We start from the raw sequence: 14,321 nt of genomic DNA, 5'->3' as shown, positions 1-14,321 counted from the left end.
AACAATAATCCAGGTCCTGTCTTGTAGGAGAGGACCGTATGCTTCCGCGCCGAATTGCCTTATCCGCCACTGCGTGCCTGGTGCCGCTTGTACTCGCCGCCTGCGGCGAGAAAGCGCAGCCCGATCCGCGCACGCAGGCTCCGCTGGTCAGAGTTGGAATTGTTCAAAGCCCATCCGCCGCGTCGCGGGCATTCACGGGAACCGTTGCCGCCCGGGTCCAGGGTGATCTGGGCTTTCGTGTCTCGGGAAAAGTACTGGAGCGTCTTGTCGATGCGGGCCAGACCGTCAAGCGCGGTCAGCCGCTCATGCGCATCGACCCGAACGACCTGAAGCTGGCGGCGCACGCACAGCAGGAGGCGGTCGTGGCCGCCAGGGCACGGGCCAGGCAAACAGGGGACGACGAGGCCAGGTATCGCGACCTGGTGGCGTCCGGCGCCGTATCGGCCTCGGCCTATGACCAGATCAAGGCCGCGGCGGAATCGGCCAGGGCGCAGCTCAACGCAGCAGAAGCCCAGGCTGATGTGGCAAGGAATGCAACCGGCTACGCGGTCTTGCTCGCCGACGCCGACGGCGTTGTCGTGGAGACGCTGGCCGATGCCGGACAGGTGGTCAATGCCGGCCAGGTCGTGGTACGCGTGGCGCATGCCGGCCGCCGCGAAGCCATCGTTCACCTGCCGGAAACCTTGCGCCCCGCTGTGGGCTCCGTCGGACAGGCCACGCTTTATGGCAAGGACACGATGACCGTACCGGCCAGACTCAGGCAGCTTTCGGATTCGGCGGACCGGCTCACCCGCACGTACGAAGCGCGGTACGTACTGGAGGGCGCGCTGGCCGATGCCCCGCTCGGCGCGACCGTCACCATCCAGATCCCGGAAGGCCGCGCATCGACGCAAGCCGATCTGCAGGTGCCGATCGGCGCGCTCTTCGATCCGGGCAAAGGCCCGGGCGTGTGGGTGCTTGAGGGCAAGCTCAATCGCGTCACCTGGCGCCCGGTAAAGATTCACAGCCTGGATGACGATGCCGCGCGGGTCGCGGGTGAGCTCAGGATCGGGGACCGGATCGTTGCTCTCGGCGCCCATCTCCTGCGCGAAGGCGAGCAGGTACGCATCGCGGCACACAAAAGCGGACCCGGTCCGATGTCTGGTCAGGGAGTGCAGCAATGAGTGGCTTCAACCTTTCCGCACTCGCTGTCCGTGAACGCTCTGTCACGCTGTTCCTGATCATCCTGGTGTCGCTGGCGGGCGTTCTCGCGTTCTTCCAGCTGGGCCGGGCGGAAGATCCCGCCTTCACGGTGAAGACCATGACTGTCATCACCGCCTGGCCGGGGGCCACGGCGCAGGAGATGCAGGACCAGGTGGCGGAACGGCTGGAAAAGCGCATGCAGGAGCTGCGCTGGTACGACCGCACGGAAACCTACACCCGGCCCGGCCTGGCGTTCACCACATTGACCCTGCTCGATAGCACACCGCCTTCGGAGGTCCAGGAAGAGTTCTACCAGGCGCGAAAAAAGATCAGGGACGAGTCGGGCAATCTGCCTGCCGGTGTCATCGGCCCCATCGTGAACGACGAGTATTCGGACGTGACCTTCGCCCTGTTCGCGTTGAAGGCCAAAGGCGAGCCACAGCGGCTGCTGGTCCGCGACGCCGAAGCACAGCGTCAGCGCCTGCTGCACGTGCCGGGCGTGAAGAAGGTGAACATCATCGGAGAACAGTCCGAACGCATCTTCGTGGCCTTTTCCCATGACCGCCTGGCCACGCTGGGCGTCTCGCCACAGGACATCTTCGCGGCCCTCAACGGCCAGAATGCCCTCACGCCCGCCGGGTCGATCGACACCGCGGGTCCCCAGGTGTTCATTCGCCTCGACGGCGCCTTCGACAAGCTCCAGAAAATCCGTGACACGCCGGTGGTGGCACAGGGGCGGACCCTGAAGCTGTCGGATGTCGCCACGGTTGAGCGAGGGTACGAGGACCCCGCGACATTCCAGATCCGCAATAACCGCGAACCCGCACTGCTGCTGGGCATCGTGATGCGCGACGGCTGGAACGGCCTGGATCTGGGCAAGGCGCTGGATACGGAAGTCACGGCCATCAATGCCGAATTGCCACTGGGCATGAGCCTGACCAAGGTGACCGATCAGTCAGTCAACATCAGTTCCTCGGTCGATGAGTTTATGGTCAAGTTCTTCGTCGCCCTGCTCGTGGTCCTGGTGGTGAGTTTCCTGAGCATGGGCTGGCGCGTGGGCATCGTCGTCGCGGCGGCCGTGCCGCTGACGCTGGCCGCCGTGTTCGTGGTCATGGCCGCAACTGGCAAGAACTTCGACCGCATCACCCTGGGAGCGCTGATCCTGGCGCTGGGCCTGCTGGTGGACGACGCCATCATCGCCATTGAAATGATGGTGGTGAAGATGGAGGAAGGCTACAGCCGCATTGCCGCATCCGCCTATGCCTGGAGCCACACCGCCGCGCCGATGCTGTCCGGCACCCTGGTGACCGCGATCGGCTTCATGCCCAATGGCTTTGCCCGTTCCACGGCCGGCGAATACACCAGCAACATGTTCTGGATCGTGGGCATCGCACTGATCGCATCCTGGCTCGTCGCCGTCGCCTTCACGCCTTACCTGGGTGTCAAGCTGCTCCCGGAGATCAGCAAGGCCGACGGCGGCCACGATGCCATCTATGGCACCCCGAACTACAACCGCTTCCGCCGGCTGCTGGGGCGCGTCATCCAGCGCAAGTGGATCGTCGCCGGCGTCGTGGTGGGCGGCTTCGCGGTGGCCGTGCTTGGCATGGACATGGTGAAGAAGCAATTCTTCCCGACTTCCGACCGCCCCGAGGTGCTGGTCGAAGTCCAGATGCCTTATGGCGCTTCCATCGGCCAGACCAGCGCGGCCACGGCTAAGGTCGAAGCCTGGCTCGCCAAACAGGCGGAGGCGAAGATTGTTACGGCCTACATCGGTCAGGGTGCGCCCCGCTTCTACCTTGCCATGTCACCCGAGCTGCCGGACCCCTCCTTTGCGAAGATCATCGTGCGGACAGAGAACCCGGACGAACGCGAGGCCCTTAAGTTCAGGCTGCGCCAGGCCATCGCTGACGGACTGGCACCGGAGGCGCGCGTGCGCGTCAGCCAGCTGGTGTTCGGCCCGTACTCGCCGTTCCCGGTGGCATTCCGTGTCGCGGGGCCGGACCCGGACAAGCTGCGTGCGATTGCGGCGGACGTGCGACGGGTGATGGACACCAGCCCGCTGATGCGAACCGTCAATACGGACTGGGGACAGCGCACGCCCGCCCTGCACTTTACGCTTCAGCAGGATCGGCTGCAGGCGGTCGGCCTGACTTCCAGCGGGGTCGCGCAGCAACTCCAGTTCCTGCTCAGCGGCTTGCCCGTCACCGAAGTCCGTGAAGACATTCGCTCGGTGCAGGTCCTTGCGCGCGCGGCGGGAGACATACGCCTGGACCCGGAGAAGATCGCCGGCTTCACGCTGATCGGCGCCGCAGGACAGCGTGTTCCGCTTTCGCAGGTAGGCACTGTCGATGTGCGCATGGAAGACCCGATCCTGCGCCGACGCGACCGCACGCCGACCATCACGGTGCGCGGCGACATTGCCGAGGGGCTGCAGCCGCCAGATGTGTCCACGGCCATGCTGAAGCAACTGGAGCCAATCATCGCCAAACTGCCGGCCGGCTACCGGATCGAGCAGGCAGGCGCCATCGAGGAATCGGACAAGGCAACCAAGGCACTGCTGCCGTTGTTCCCGATCATGCTTGCCTTGACCCTGTTGATCATCATCCTGCAGGTGCGCTCGATCTCGGCCATGGTCATGGTGTTTGCCACCAGCCCGCTGGGACTGATCGGCGTGGTGCCGACCTTGCTGCTGTTCCAGCAGCCGTTCGGCATCAATGCCCTGGTCGGCCTGATCGCGCTGTCTGGGATCCTGATGCGCAATACGCTGATCCTGATCATGCAGATCCAACAGAACAAGAGCGAGGGACTGGCGCCATTCGACGCTGTCGTCGAAGCGACGGTGCAACGTGCCCGGCCAGTGATCCTGACCGCGCTGGCGGCGATCTTTGCCTTTATCCCGCTGACGCATTCTGTGTTCTGGGGAACGTTGGCCTACACGCTGATCGGCGGCACCTTCGCCGGCACGGTGCTGACTCTGGTGTTCCTGCCAGCGATGTACGCCATCTGGTTCCGGATCAGGGTTCCTGCGGATGCTGAAGACAGGAATCCAGAAGCTTCCACGGTCATTTCGTATTCCGCGGAGTGAGCGACAGGAGCCCGGACACTCCCGCTGCCACCACTTGACTCGGCAGGCTGCGGCGTTGCTCCATTATCTGGAGTTCAGCCCGGTGCGGACCTCAGCCACATACGAGGTCGCCGGGCTGACGCAGATCTCCTGGTGTAGCCAACGCTGACTTCGCCCGTTCCACCTTCAGGTCGTCCGGCAAGGAGACGTGATTCCTGACGGCCAGCACCTCGGCCAGAATCGAAATTGCGATCTCCGGTGGGGTACGGCTGCCGATATAGATGCCTGCCGGGCCATGTAGCCGCGCCAGCTGCGAGCCGGTCAGGTCGAACTCCTTCAGGCGCTCGCGCCGTGCCTGGTTGTTGCGGCGCGAACCCAGTGCGCCAACGTAGAAGGCCGGGGTGCGCAGCGCCTCCATCAGTGCCAGGTCGTCCAGCTTGGGATCGTGTGTCAGCGCGATGACCGCGCAGCGTTCGTCCAGCGCCATCTCCACCACGGTGTCGTCCGGCATGGTGCGCACCATGGTGACGCCGGCGATGGTCCAAGTCTCGGTATATTCCTCGCGAGGGTCGCACACCGTCACATCGAAGCCGAGCCCGACGGCGATCTCGCAGAGGTATTTCGAGAGCTGCCCGGCGCCGATCACCAGCATGCGATAGCGCGGCCCGTGGATCGTCAACAAGGACTTGCCATCGAACACCAGGCCGTCGGTGGCCGTGGCAGGTCCAAGCGTCGCGGTGCCGGTGGCCATGTCGAGCATGCGTGTCACCAGTCGGCCGGCTTCCACCGCGCTTAGCAGTTCGCGCAATCCACTTGCGGAGGACACCGGTTCGGCCACCAGTTCGATGGTGCCGCCGCACGGAAGACCAAAACGGTGGGCTTCCTCGGCGCTGATTCCGTACTTGATTGCCTCAGGAGCACGGTTGCGAATGCCTTCGCGGCGCGCTCGGTCAATGATGTCGTCCTCGATGCAGCCGCCCGAAACCGAACCCGCTACCAGGCCGTCGTCACGCACAGCCAGCATCGCGCCCGCCGGTCGCGGCGACGAGCCCCAGGTACGGACCACCGTCACCAGCAGGCAACGGTGTCCCTGCTCCCGCCAGCGGACACAGCTTCTCAAGACTTCGAGATCCACGCTTTCCATGATCCTTCCACACCTGCCGTCCAGCCTGCGTACGCTGCCCCGGGGAGCGTAGCAAGCTGATGTGTTATCAACACCCGGGGCCACAAGGTGGTCACGCTTCGTTGGCAAAGCCCGTCCGCAGCGGCGTCTCCGCCGCGCCCGCCCACCCCTTGTAGGCGACGGCCACGGCTGCAAGCAGGGCCGGCACCGCGAGGATGCTGAGAATCGAACTCATACCGAGGCCAAGCTGCAGCAGCGTGCCGCCGGCAACGGCGCCCAGGATGCCGCCGAAGCGCCCGATTCCCAGCATCCATCCCACCCCGCAGGCACGGCCGTGGGTGGGATAGAAGGAAGCGGCCAGCGCTGGCATGGAGACCAGCCCAGCCCCCATGAACAGCCCGGCAATCGGGGTCAACATGGTCAGGTATGCCCCGCTGGTCGCCTGCCCCATCGCCAGGGTGAATACGGCAGTGAAGAAATAGGCCACTCCGATCACGCGATGCGGATCGATGCGATCCATCAGCCAGCCGCAGGCAATGGCGCCCAGCGTGCCGCCCAGCGGGAACAGCGCCGCAATCAGCGAGGCCTCGGCCACGGTCGCGCCGGCCTCCTTGACGAGCGTCGGCATCCAGCTGGTCACCAGGTAGAAGACCAGCACACCGAGGAAGTAGGTGGTCCAGAGCATGAGCGTTCCGGTGCGATATCGCAGCGACAGGATCAGCGCGAGCGGTGAGCGCAGCTTGTCGGCCTGGTCATCGGGCAAGGTGAATCGGGACGCATGGATTTCCGCCGACCCTGCGATGCGCCGCAGCACCGTCCTGATCTTGTCGGCTGGCCAGTCGCGCAGCACCATGAACCGGATCGATTCCGGCAGCGCAAGTACCAGCACGGCGAGAGCCAGCGGCGCCACACCGCCAACGATAAAGACGCTGCGCCAGCCCCATGCGGGAATGATGAGCGCGGCCAGGAAGCCGCCGCCCGCCGCCCCCAGCGTAAAGCCGCAGAACATACTGTTCACCAGGAATGCGCGGCGCCTGGCCGGCGCGTATTCGGCCAGCAGCGTGGTCGCGTTCGGAATCGCCGCGCCGAGCCCGAGGCCGGTCAGGAAGCGCCAGCCGGACAGCTCGGCGGCGGATGCCGCGGAAGCGGTGGCCAGGCTGAAGAGCCCAAAGGCAACCACGGATACAAAGAGCACGGCCTTGCGCCCAAACCTGTCGGCGCAGGGTCCCGCGATCAGCGCGCCCAGCGCAAGGCCGACCAGCGAAGCGCTGAGTACATTGCCCAGGACAAGCTTCGAAACGCCCCACTCCCTGGTCACCGATGGCGCCACATAGCCGATCGCGGCAGTGTCGAAGCCATCGGCCACCACCACCAGGAAGCAGACGATGAGCACCATCCATTGGTAGGGGGAGAATCTCTGGTTGTCGATAAACGCCTGGACGTCGATCGTCCCCGGCAAGCCGGACTGCTGTGGTTTCATGCGACTGTCTCCGTATGTATTTTGCGTGTTTGCGCCGTCGTGCTCCGTGGCACGCCCGACTTTCCCTGTTGCCAGGTTTACCGCTGGGCCGCCAGCAGCGTGGCCCGCTCAATCACCTTCTCCAGCTTTCGATCGAGTGCAAGTCCGATCGCTGTGACGGCCGGGTTGCCAAACTGGCCGAACAGCGTGGAGGGCTGGTCGAAGTCGACCTTCACCACGCCAGGTTCCGTTTCATAGACCAGCACGGACAGCGGTGCATAGAGGCCGGCGCGGATATCGAGGCTGGTCATTTGCAGCGCAATCCTCGGGTTGCCCACGTGATAGCGCCTGGCTTTCCGGTGCGAGCCGGTCATGGTGAACAGCGCACCATGGTCCTGCGCCGCGAAGATCATCAGTCCTTGTTCGCCCTCCATGCGCGCCATCTTTGCGTCTGCCCCCTCGGGGTCGCTGGCAAGGGAAGCCATCACCGCCCGATCGAATTTACCCAGGATGGACTCGAAGCTGCGCGTGAATGCTTCATAGTCGACGCGTAGCTCCAGCATCCTGTGCACGATGCTGACAGACTGTGAACCGGCCTGGACCCGGGTAAGTTCCGTCTGTCCTGTCGCCTGTTCGCCGCCATGTGCCGCGGCATACGGCAGCGCCAGCGTGGCCGACAAAGCAAGCGCGAATGCGCGTTTTAGTTCTTGTCTCATTCCTCCTCCTACGTCACTCAATAGAATGATGATCGTCATACAGTGCAGCGCGAGGAACTCCGGCACCGCAAGGAGATGCCGCCTTGCATGTCCCGGTTCGCTGACAACTTTCCCGATCATGCCCACCGATGTATCCGGCGTCTACATGCTAGTCAGGGGAACCTGCAGGGTCAAGGAAGATCACGCCACCTCCCCTCGGTGCTATCCCTAAGGGCAAGTTCGGGAGTGCGGGGAACAAGCCACTACGCGCTGACATCCGGAAGGAATCGGATGTCATGATGATCGTAATGCTATATATTGCAGAGACACATGCGCCCTCCAACTATTCCCTCCCCGACCATGCGTTATTCACAGGACCAGAAAGCCGAAACCCACAAGCACATCGTCAAGACGGCTTCGACGCAATTTCGCAAGCACGGTGTCAACGGCATCGGCGTGGCGCAGTTGATGAAGAGCGCCGGCATGACGCATGGCGGTTTCTACGCACACTTCGACTCCAAGGACGCCTTGATTGCCGAGGCAATTGATGCCGCCTTCGACCAGACCATGGAGTTTCTCGAGCACGCAGCGCAAGCCGCGCCGCCCACGCAGCGCAAGAGCGCCATCGTTGGCGCCTATGTGAGCAAGAAGCACCGCGACAATCCTGGATCGGGTTGCGCGATCGCAGCGCTCGGCACGGATGTTTCGCGCCTTGAGGCCAAGACGCGGCGGCGCTTCGAGGCGCGCGTCGCGTCGCTGATCGAACTGGTCGCGGGGAGTGATGATGAGGCTTCCCGCAAGGACGCGATCGTCACGCTCGCTTCCATGGTCGGCGGCCTCGTGCTGGCTCGCGCCGTCCGCTCGGAAGCGCTGTCCACGGAAATCGTGGATGCCCTCCAGTCGTCGCTATAGCGCGACGGCCTGCGCCCAGGACAAGGCGAGATGAGTCGCACCCGCTTCCTTGACATGCCATGCTCCGTTGCCCGCGCCGCGGCGGTGCTGGGCGAGCGCTGGGTCATCCTGATCCTGCGTGAAGCGTATTACGGCGCGACACGCTTCGAGGAATTCGAGCGGCGCCTCGGCATTGCCTCGAATATCCTGAGCGCCAGGCTCCAGGCGATGACCGATCATGGCCTGCTGGTACGCCGGCCGATAGCAGGCAGCACACGCTGCGCCTACTTCCTGAGCGAAAGCGCGCGCGATTTCCTGCCTACCTACCTGAGCCTCAAGGCGTGGGCGGAGCGATGGGCTGAACCGAGGCGGCGCGCCACGGTTTTCGTAGACACGCAGACGGGCGAAGAAATCATGGCGCCGCCGCTGACGCGCGCTGATGGTTCGCTGATCTGCTTCGACGACGTCCAGGTGATCAGCAGCCGGACGCGTTAATCAACGGCGAGGCTGGGGAGAGGGTCGGGTTAGCGCTAATATTGAGGCCTGACGACATCGCGAATGGCACTCATGACCACCTCAACGACCCGCCCGGCCCGCCAAAGCTATCACCATGGCAACCTGCGGGAAGAAATGATCCGCTGCGGCAGGGAGATCCTGGCCGACAAGGGCGTCCACGGACTGACGCTGCGCTCCGCGGCCAAGCTCGCGGGGGTGTCCCACGGCGCGCCGCGCAACCAGTTTGCCGACAAGGAAGGCCTGCTGGCCGCCATCGCCGCCGACGGGTTCCGTGAACTGGTCGCCGTGCGCCGCGCCCGGCTGTCGCCCGAGATGACTGCCGAGGCGCGGTTGCTCACCGTCATGGATGGCTATATCGAGTTCGCCGTCAGGCATCCGGCCCTCTTCTACCTGATGTTCGGGCCGCAGATCGAAGCGAAGGAAAATTACCCCGAGCTGCTTGAAGCAGGAAACGCGTCCTACCAGCTGTTGTCCGGCGCGGTCCAAGACTACTTCCGGGAAAACCATCTGGCTGAGCAGTTCGACGACATGATGGTGCGCTGCGCGTGGTCGGCCATGCACGGCGTCAGCATGTTCTTCAGTGCCAAGCCGACCGGACCGAGCCCGCGCCCGAAAGTCGCGCTGGCGCAATGGCGGCAGAGCGTACAGCAGTTCGTGCTGACCGGCCTGCTGGCGGCAGGGAAGAAAAAGGCGGCGGCATCCGGAGCGGATGCCGCCGCAAGCAAGCCCAGGGCAAGGCCACGAAGCGCCGCGCAGTCGTAGCCACCCCGGCGTTGCAGCACTCAGCGCCGTGGTTCGAGGGCTTCGAGGAGCGCCCGCTTCAGCATGACCCGGCCCAGCTGCAGCCGGTATGCACCATCGGCAAAGTTGTCTTCCAGCGGGGTCACGTCGGCGAATGCCGTGTCGACAATGGCATCCACCTTATCCGCGATGTCGGTAAAGTTGCCTTCCAGCAAGGCCTCGGCCGACGTGGCGCGAAACGCCTTATCGGCGACGCCGGTGATGCCGATCCGCCCCCATGCGTAGCCATCGTTGACCACCTCGATCGCGACCGCCGCGGCGGCCACCGCGTACCCTGACGAAGGATGCCGGAACTTGCGGTATGCGACCCGCGTTGCGGCTGGCAATGGCACATGGATGCGCGTCAGGACCTCGTCCGGCTGCACGGCCGAAGACATGAAGTCGACAAAGAACTCATACGCGGGGATGCGTCTTGTGCCTTGTGCGCCCACAATCTCCATCTCGCCGCCGGCGGCCAGCACGACAGCCGGCCAGTCCGCCGACGGGTCGGCGTGTACCAGCGCGCCACCGATGGTTCCGCGGTTCCTGACCGTCGGATCGGCAATCACGCTCGCGGCGAGCGGAAACAGCGGCGCCAGCTGCTTCAGCTCCGCGCTTGCTTCCAGTTCGGCGTGGGTCGTCACGCTGCCGATCGAGATAGCATCCTGATGGACCGCGATGCCACGGAGTTCAGGCAGGCGGCCGATATCGACCAGTAAAGCCGGCCTGGCCAGTCTCAGCTTCATCATCGGCAGCAGCGTATGGCCGCCGGCCAGGATCTTGGCGTCGGGGTTCTGCGCTAGCACGGAGAGCGCCTGTTGCACACTGCCCGCCTTCAGGTATTCGACTTCATAGGGAATCATGTCGCGCTCCGGCTGGTCTCGTGAATCGCCCGCCAGACCTTTGGCGGCGTCAGGGGCATATCGAGATGGGATATGCCGAATGGCTTCAAGGCATCGCATACCGCCGCGACGATCGCGGGCGGCGCACCGACGCAGCCGGCCTCACCGATGCCCTTGACGCCCAGCGGGTTCGAGGGCGCCGGGGAGACATGGAAGCCGGTACGCATGCGCGGTATCTGCTCGATGCGCGGGAAGCCATAGTCGAGCAGCGAACCCGAAAGCAATTGCCCGGCTTCGTCATATTTGGCCTCTTCAAACAAAGCCTGGCCGATGCCTTGCGCGATCCCGCCGTGCATCTGGCCGTGGCAAAGCATGGGATTGATCATCACGCCGACGTCATCCACCGCCACATAGTCGAGAATCGCCACCGTGCCGGTCTCCGCATCGACCTCCACGACCACTGCATGGCAGCCGTTCGGCGCTCCCAGGGCGACCGGCTCATAGAAGACGCGTTCATCCAGGCCGGCTTCAACATCCCTGGGCAGCTTGTGCGCAAGATATGCCATTCTTGCGACCTTCGCGAAGGGAATAACGGTGGGGTTGGCTGCGCTTGTGAACTGGCCATCGGCATAGTGAACTTCCGCTTCAGGCACTTCCAGCATGATGCCTGCGATCCGGCGTGCTTTTGCCAGGATCTTGCTCGCCGCCAGGTAGGCAGCACTTCCCCCTACGGGCATCGATCGCGAATTGAAGGTGCCATGCCCCGCCAGCACGCGATCGGTATCGCCCTGGACCACATCGATATCGTCCATCGGCAGTTGCAGGGCTTCCGCGACGATCTGCGCAAAGCTGGTGGCGTGGCCGTGGCCTTGCGGCATCGATCCGCTGAACAGCGTGACCTTGCCATCGGAATGCACGCGGACATGCGCGCTCTCCCAGCCGCCCCGGTCGAAGCCGACCTTCTCCAGCATCGGCGAAATGCCCATGCCCACCAGTTCCAGATAGCAGATCACCCCGATGCCGATGTATTTGCCCTGCTGGCGCAGCGTGGCTTGCTCCTCGCGCCAACGCTGGTAGCCGATCAGCTCGGTCGCCTTCGCCAGGCAGGCCTCGTAGTCGCCGGAATCCCATTTGCCGCGCGCGCCGTCGTGCGGCTGGTAAGGGAACTGATCCGCCCGCACCAGGTTGCGGCGTCGTAGTTCGACCGGGTCGATGTCGAGTTCCCCGGCTACCGCGTCCATCAGCCGCTCGATGATATAGGCGGCTTCCGGCCGTCCGGCGCCCCGATAGGCGTCGACCGGCGTGGTGTTGGTCGTCACCAGATTGACCTCCGCATCGACCGACGATATCTGGTAGTTCCCCGTGATGTAGTTCGCCGTGTTGATGGTAGGGATGCCCGTCGCCATATTGGAGAGATAGGCGCCAAGATTGGCGAACGATCGCAACCTGATCCCCAGCACCTTGCCGTCCTTGGTGACGGGTGCGTCCACGTATTCCGTATGCGCGCGGCCGTGCGTGGTCGCGACATGGTTCTCGCTGCGCGTCTCGGTCCAGCTGACCGGAAGGCCGAAGTGCCGGGATGCGAACGCCACCAGCACCTCTTCCGCATAGAAATGCATTTTTGCGCCGAACCCGCCGCCGATATCCGGCGCAACCAGCCGGATCCGGTGCTCTGGCCACCGGAGCGTTTCCGCCAGCCACCGCCTCGACATATGCGGAACCTGAGTGGGGACGATGAACGTCAGGCGCTCGTCAGTGGGGTCGTAGGTCGCACACAAGGCGCGAGGCTCGAGCGGGCTCGGTATCAGCCGCTGATTGACCAGCCGGATCGACACGACCCGGTCGGCTTGCTTCACCGCATCCTCGTAGTTGCCGCCCTTTAGCCGGAAGACGCCAATGCGATTGCCGGGGACGTTGTCGTGGAGCTGGGGCGCTGACTCTGCCAGTGCAGCTTCCGCGTCGACGACGGTCGGAAGCTCCTCGTAGTCGACCGTGACGAGTTCGGCGGCGTCCGCAGCGATCTCGCGCGTTTGTGCCACTACCATCGCCACGGCCTCCCCGGCGTAGCGCACGCGGTCGGCAGCAAGCGGTGGATGGGGAGGCACCTTCGAGTTGCCCACGACCCAGTTCGGCCGGATGTCGCCGACCTTGCCCTCGATGTCGGCATAGGTCAATACGCCGATCACGCCAGGCAGTGCGCGCGCGTCCGCCGTATCGATTCCGCGCACCTTGGCGTGGGCAAAAGGCGACCTCACGAAGGCCGCGAAGACCATGCCCGGGAACTGATGGTCATCGGTGAACTTGCCCCGGCCGCTCATCAGGCGCTTGTCTTCGCGGCGCCTGACCGACTTGCCGATGTACTTGGTTGCACTACCGTTCTGTGCTTCGCTCATCTCAAGACTCCCCACAGGTGGCGGACGGCGTCTGCTGCAGCCTGGTCGCGGCAAGCAGCACCGCATCGACGATATTCTGGTACCCGGTACAGCGGCACAGGTTGCCGTGCAGCGCTTCCCTGACCTCGTGTTCCGAAGGCGCGGCCTGATGCGCAAGGAGCGCCCGTGCCGCAAGCAGCATTCCCGGGGTACAGAATCCACACTGGAGGCCATGAAGCTCGTTGAAGGCTTCCTTCAGGACGGTCGTCGTGGGATCGTTGTCCATCCCTTCGATCGTATGGAGCTCGCAGCCGTCGGTCTGGGCGGCAAGCACGGTGCATGACTTCACGGTCGTTCCGTCGATCAGCACCGTGCAGGCCCCGCATTGCGAGGTGTCACAACCGATGTGGACGCCGGTCAGGCGCTTCTGGTCCCGCAACAAATGCACCAGGAGCCGCCTCGGCTCGATCTCGGTTGTGCCGCTCACGCCATTGATAGTGTTCTCTATTTTCACTGTCGCCTCTGTGTCTCCGTTTGCCCCTCCGGCATCAGCACCGGTCACGCTTATAGTATTACGGTCATCATACTAAAGGGCAAAAAAAATATCAGCAGGTCCTTCCCTGGCCGGCCGGGGCTCAGTCAGGGGAAGGTGCCAGGGAACTGCCTCCATCTCCTTCAAGACTCACCAGCTTTTCGAAGCGGGAAAAGAACTCCGCCAGGAACTTGTTCGCCACGGCGCCGACCAGACGGGATCCGATCTGTGCCAGCTTCCCTCCCATCTGCGCTGCGGCAACGTAATGCAGGGCAGTGCCGCCTTCGACGTCTTCCAGCCGGACATCGGCGCCCAGCTTGCCGAAGCCCGCGACGCCACCGCTGCCGCTGCCTTCGATGTGATAACCAATGCCCTCCTGGTGGTCGGAGAAGCGGGCCGTGCCCTTGAAACGCGCCTTGATTGGCCCGACGGCCGCGACGATTACCGCGTCATAGCCACCGTCATCGCCCTGCAGGTATTGCTCACATCCCGGCAAACATTGCTGGAACGTAGCCGGATCATTCAACCGCTTCCAGACCTCTTCCCTGGAGGCCTTGATGACCTGTGCGCCAGTGAATTCCAATTTTTATCCCTCCAGTTTCTGCCATCCCCATGGCGACGGAACCGCCACGAAGCTGCAAATGCTGCTGCGTTTCCTTCGCCCTTTTGGCCCGACGTCAATCTAGTCAGTGTCTATATCCTAGAGAGCGAGTTGTGCACCGTCAAGAAATGGAGAGGCAGGTAAACCCGAACATTGCCTACCAGTTCTTGACGTCGCCAAGATCGTCCGCCTAGCATGTAGACAGTGGATACACCGCATGTGCCCGTGGAGATCAGGGGCCATACGGAGCGGGCAAGGCACCTG

General features: G+C 64.0%; 12 protein-coding genes. 5 read left to right on the top strand and 7 right to left on the bottom strand.

The genetic code is table 11. From position 1 onward, the window contains the following. The first annotated feature begins 38 nt into the window (after positions 1–38). Positions 39–1,163: an efflux RND transporter periplasmic adaptor subunit gene (locus ABNX08_RS21700; protein WP_022537749.1), complete on the top strand. Its 1,125-nt coding sequence runs from the start codon at positions 39–41 to the stop codon at positions 1,161–1,163. Then, positions 1,160–4,267 carry an efflux RND transporter permease subunit gene (locus tag ABNX08_RS21695; RefSeq protein ID WP_022537748.1) on the top strand — a complete coding sequence of 1,036 codons (3,108 nt, stop codon included), beginning with the start codon at positions 1,160–1,162 and terminating at the stop codon, positions 4,265–4,267. The genes ABNX08_RS21700 and ABNX08_RS21695 overlap by 4 nt, the downstream gene beginning before the upstream one ends. A 91-nt stretch (positions 4,268–4,358) precedes the next feature. Here the strand turns inward: ABNX08_RS21695 and ABNX08_RS21690 are convergent, their stop codons facing one another. The 3 genes from ABNX08_RS21690 to ABNX08_RS21680 all read right to left on the bottom strand — a co-directional run bounded on the left by ABNX08_RS21690 (position 4,359) and on the right by ABNX08_RS21680 (position 7,664). Then, positions 4,359–5,390, bottom strand: a complete 1,032-nt coding sequence (locus ABNX08_RS21690; protein WP_022537747.1) for an XdhC family protein — start codon at positions 5,388–5,390, stop codon at positions 4,359–4,361. 91 nt (positions 5,391–5,481) lie between these two features. Then, a complete protein-coding gene (locus ABNX08_RS21685) occupies positions 5,482–6,849 on the bottom strand; it encodes an MFS transporter (protein WP_022537746.1) in 1,368 nt (455 codons plus the stop codon). A 77-nt stretch (positions 6,850–6,926) separates the two neighbouring features. After that, a complete protein-coding gene (locus tag ABNX08_RS21680; RefSeq protein ID WP_349608595.1) occupies positions 6,927–7,664 on the bottom strand; it encodes a DUF302 domain-containing protein in 738 nt (245 codons plus the stop codon). 315 nt (positions 7,665–7,979) lie between these two features. On the opposite strand from ABNX08_RS21680, the gene ABNX08_RS21675 reads away from it, so the two are divergent. The 3 genes from ABNX08_RS21675 (at position 7,980) to ABNX08_RS21665 (ending at position 9,692) form a co-directional block, all read left to right on the top strand. After that, the gene (locus ABNX08_RS21675; RefSeq protein WP_374063700.1) at positions 7,980–8,435 is read left to right on the top strand and encodes a TetR/AcrR family transcriptional regulator; all 456 of its coding nucleotides are present in this window, start codon (positions 7,980–7,982) and stop codon (positions 8,433–8,435) included. Between the two features lie 30 nt (positions 8,436–8,465). Further along, positions 8,466–8,909: a helix-turn-helix domain-containing protein gene (locus tag ABNX08_RS21670; RefSeq protein WP_022537743.1), complete on the top strand. Its 444-nt coding sequence runs from the start codon at positions 8,466–8,468 to the stop codon at positions 8,907–8,909. A gap of 63 nt (positions 8,910–8,972) precedes the next feature. Further along, complete coding sequence (locus ABNX08_RS21665) at positions 8,973–9,692, top strand: TetR/AcrR family transcriptional regulator (protein WP_022537742.1); 720 nt, start codon at positions 8,973–8,975, stop codon at positions 9,690–9,692. Between the two features lie 20 nt (positions 9,693–9,712). Here ABNX08_RS21665 and ABNX08_RS21660 read toward each other — a convergent pair whose 3' ends face one another. The 4 genes from ABNX08_RS21660 to ABNX08_RS21645 all read right to left on the bottom strand — a co-directional run bounded on the left by ABNX08_RS21660 (position 9,713) and on the right by ABNX08_RS21645 (position 14,039). After that, a complete protein-coding gene (locus ABNX08_RS21660; RefSeq protein WP_022537741.1) occupies positions 9,713–10,573 on the bottom strand; it encodes a xanthine dehydrogenase family protein subunit M in 861 nt (286 codons plus the stop codon). After that, entirely contained in the window at positions 10,570–12,945 is a 2,376-nt protein-coding gene (locus ABNX08_RS21655; RefSeq protein ID WP_022537740.1) for a xanthine dehydrogenase family protein molybdopterin-binding subunit, read from the bottom strand. Before ABNX08_RS21655 ends, ABNX08_RS21660 begins: the two co-directional genes overlap by 4 nt. A 1-nt stretch (position 12,946) precedes the next feature. Next, positions 12,947–13,438 carry a (2Fe-2S)-binding protein gene (locus ABNX08_RS21650; RefSeq protein WP_041681686.1) on the bottom strand — a complete coding sequence of 164 codons (492 nt, stop codon included), beginning with the start codon at positions 13,436–13,438 and terminating at the stop codon, positions 12,947–12,949. Positions 13,439–13,559: 121 nt separating this feature from the next. Continuing rightward, on the bottom strand, positions 13,560–14,039 hold the full coding sequence (locus ABNX08_RS21645) for a carbon monoxide dehydrogenase subunit G (RefSeq protein ID WP_022537738.1): 480 nt from the start codon (positions 14,037–14,039) through the stop codon (positions 13,560–13,562). Between the last annotated feature and the right edge of the window lie 282 nt (positions 14,040–14,321).

The sequence above is a fragment of the Cupriavidus sp. DF5525 genome, assembly GCF_040149425.2.
Classification (GTDB): Bacteria; Pseudomonadota; Gammaproteobacteria; order Burkholderiales; family Burkholderiaceae; genus Cupriavidus; species Cupriavidus pickettii_A.
The sequence above is the reverse complement of the archived record's forward strand: the minus strand, read 5'-3'. Positions and strand labels throughout refer to the sequence as shown.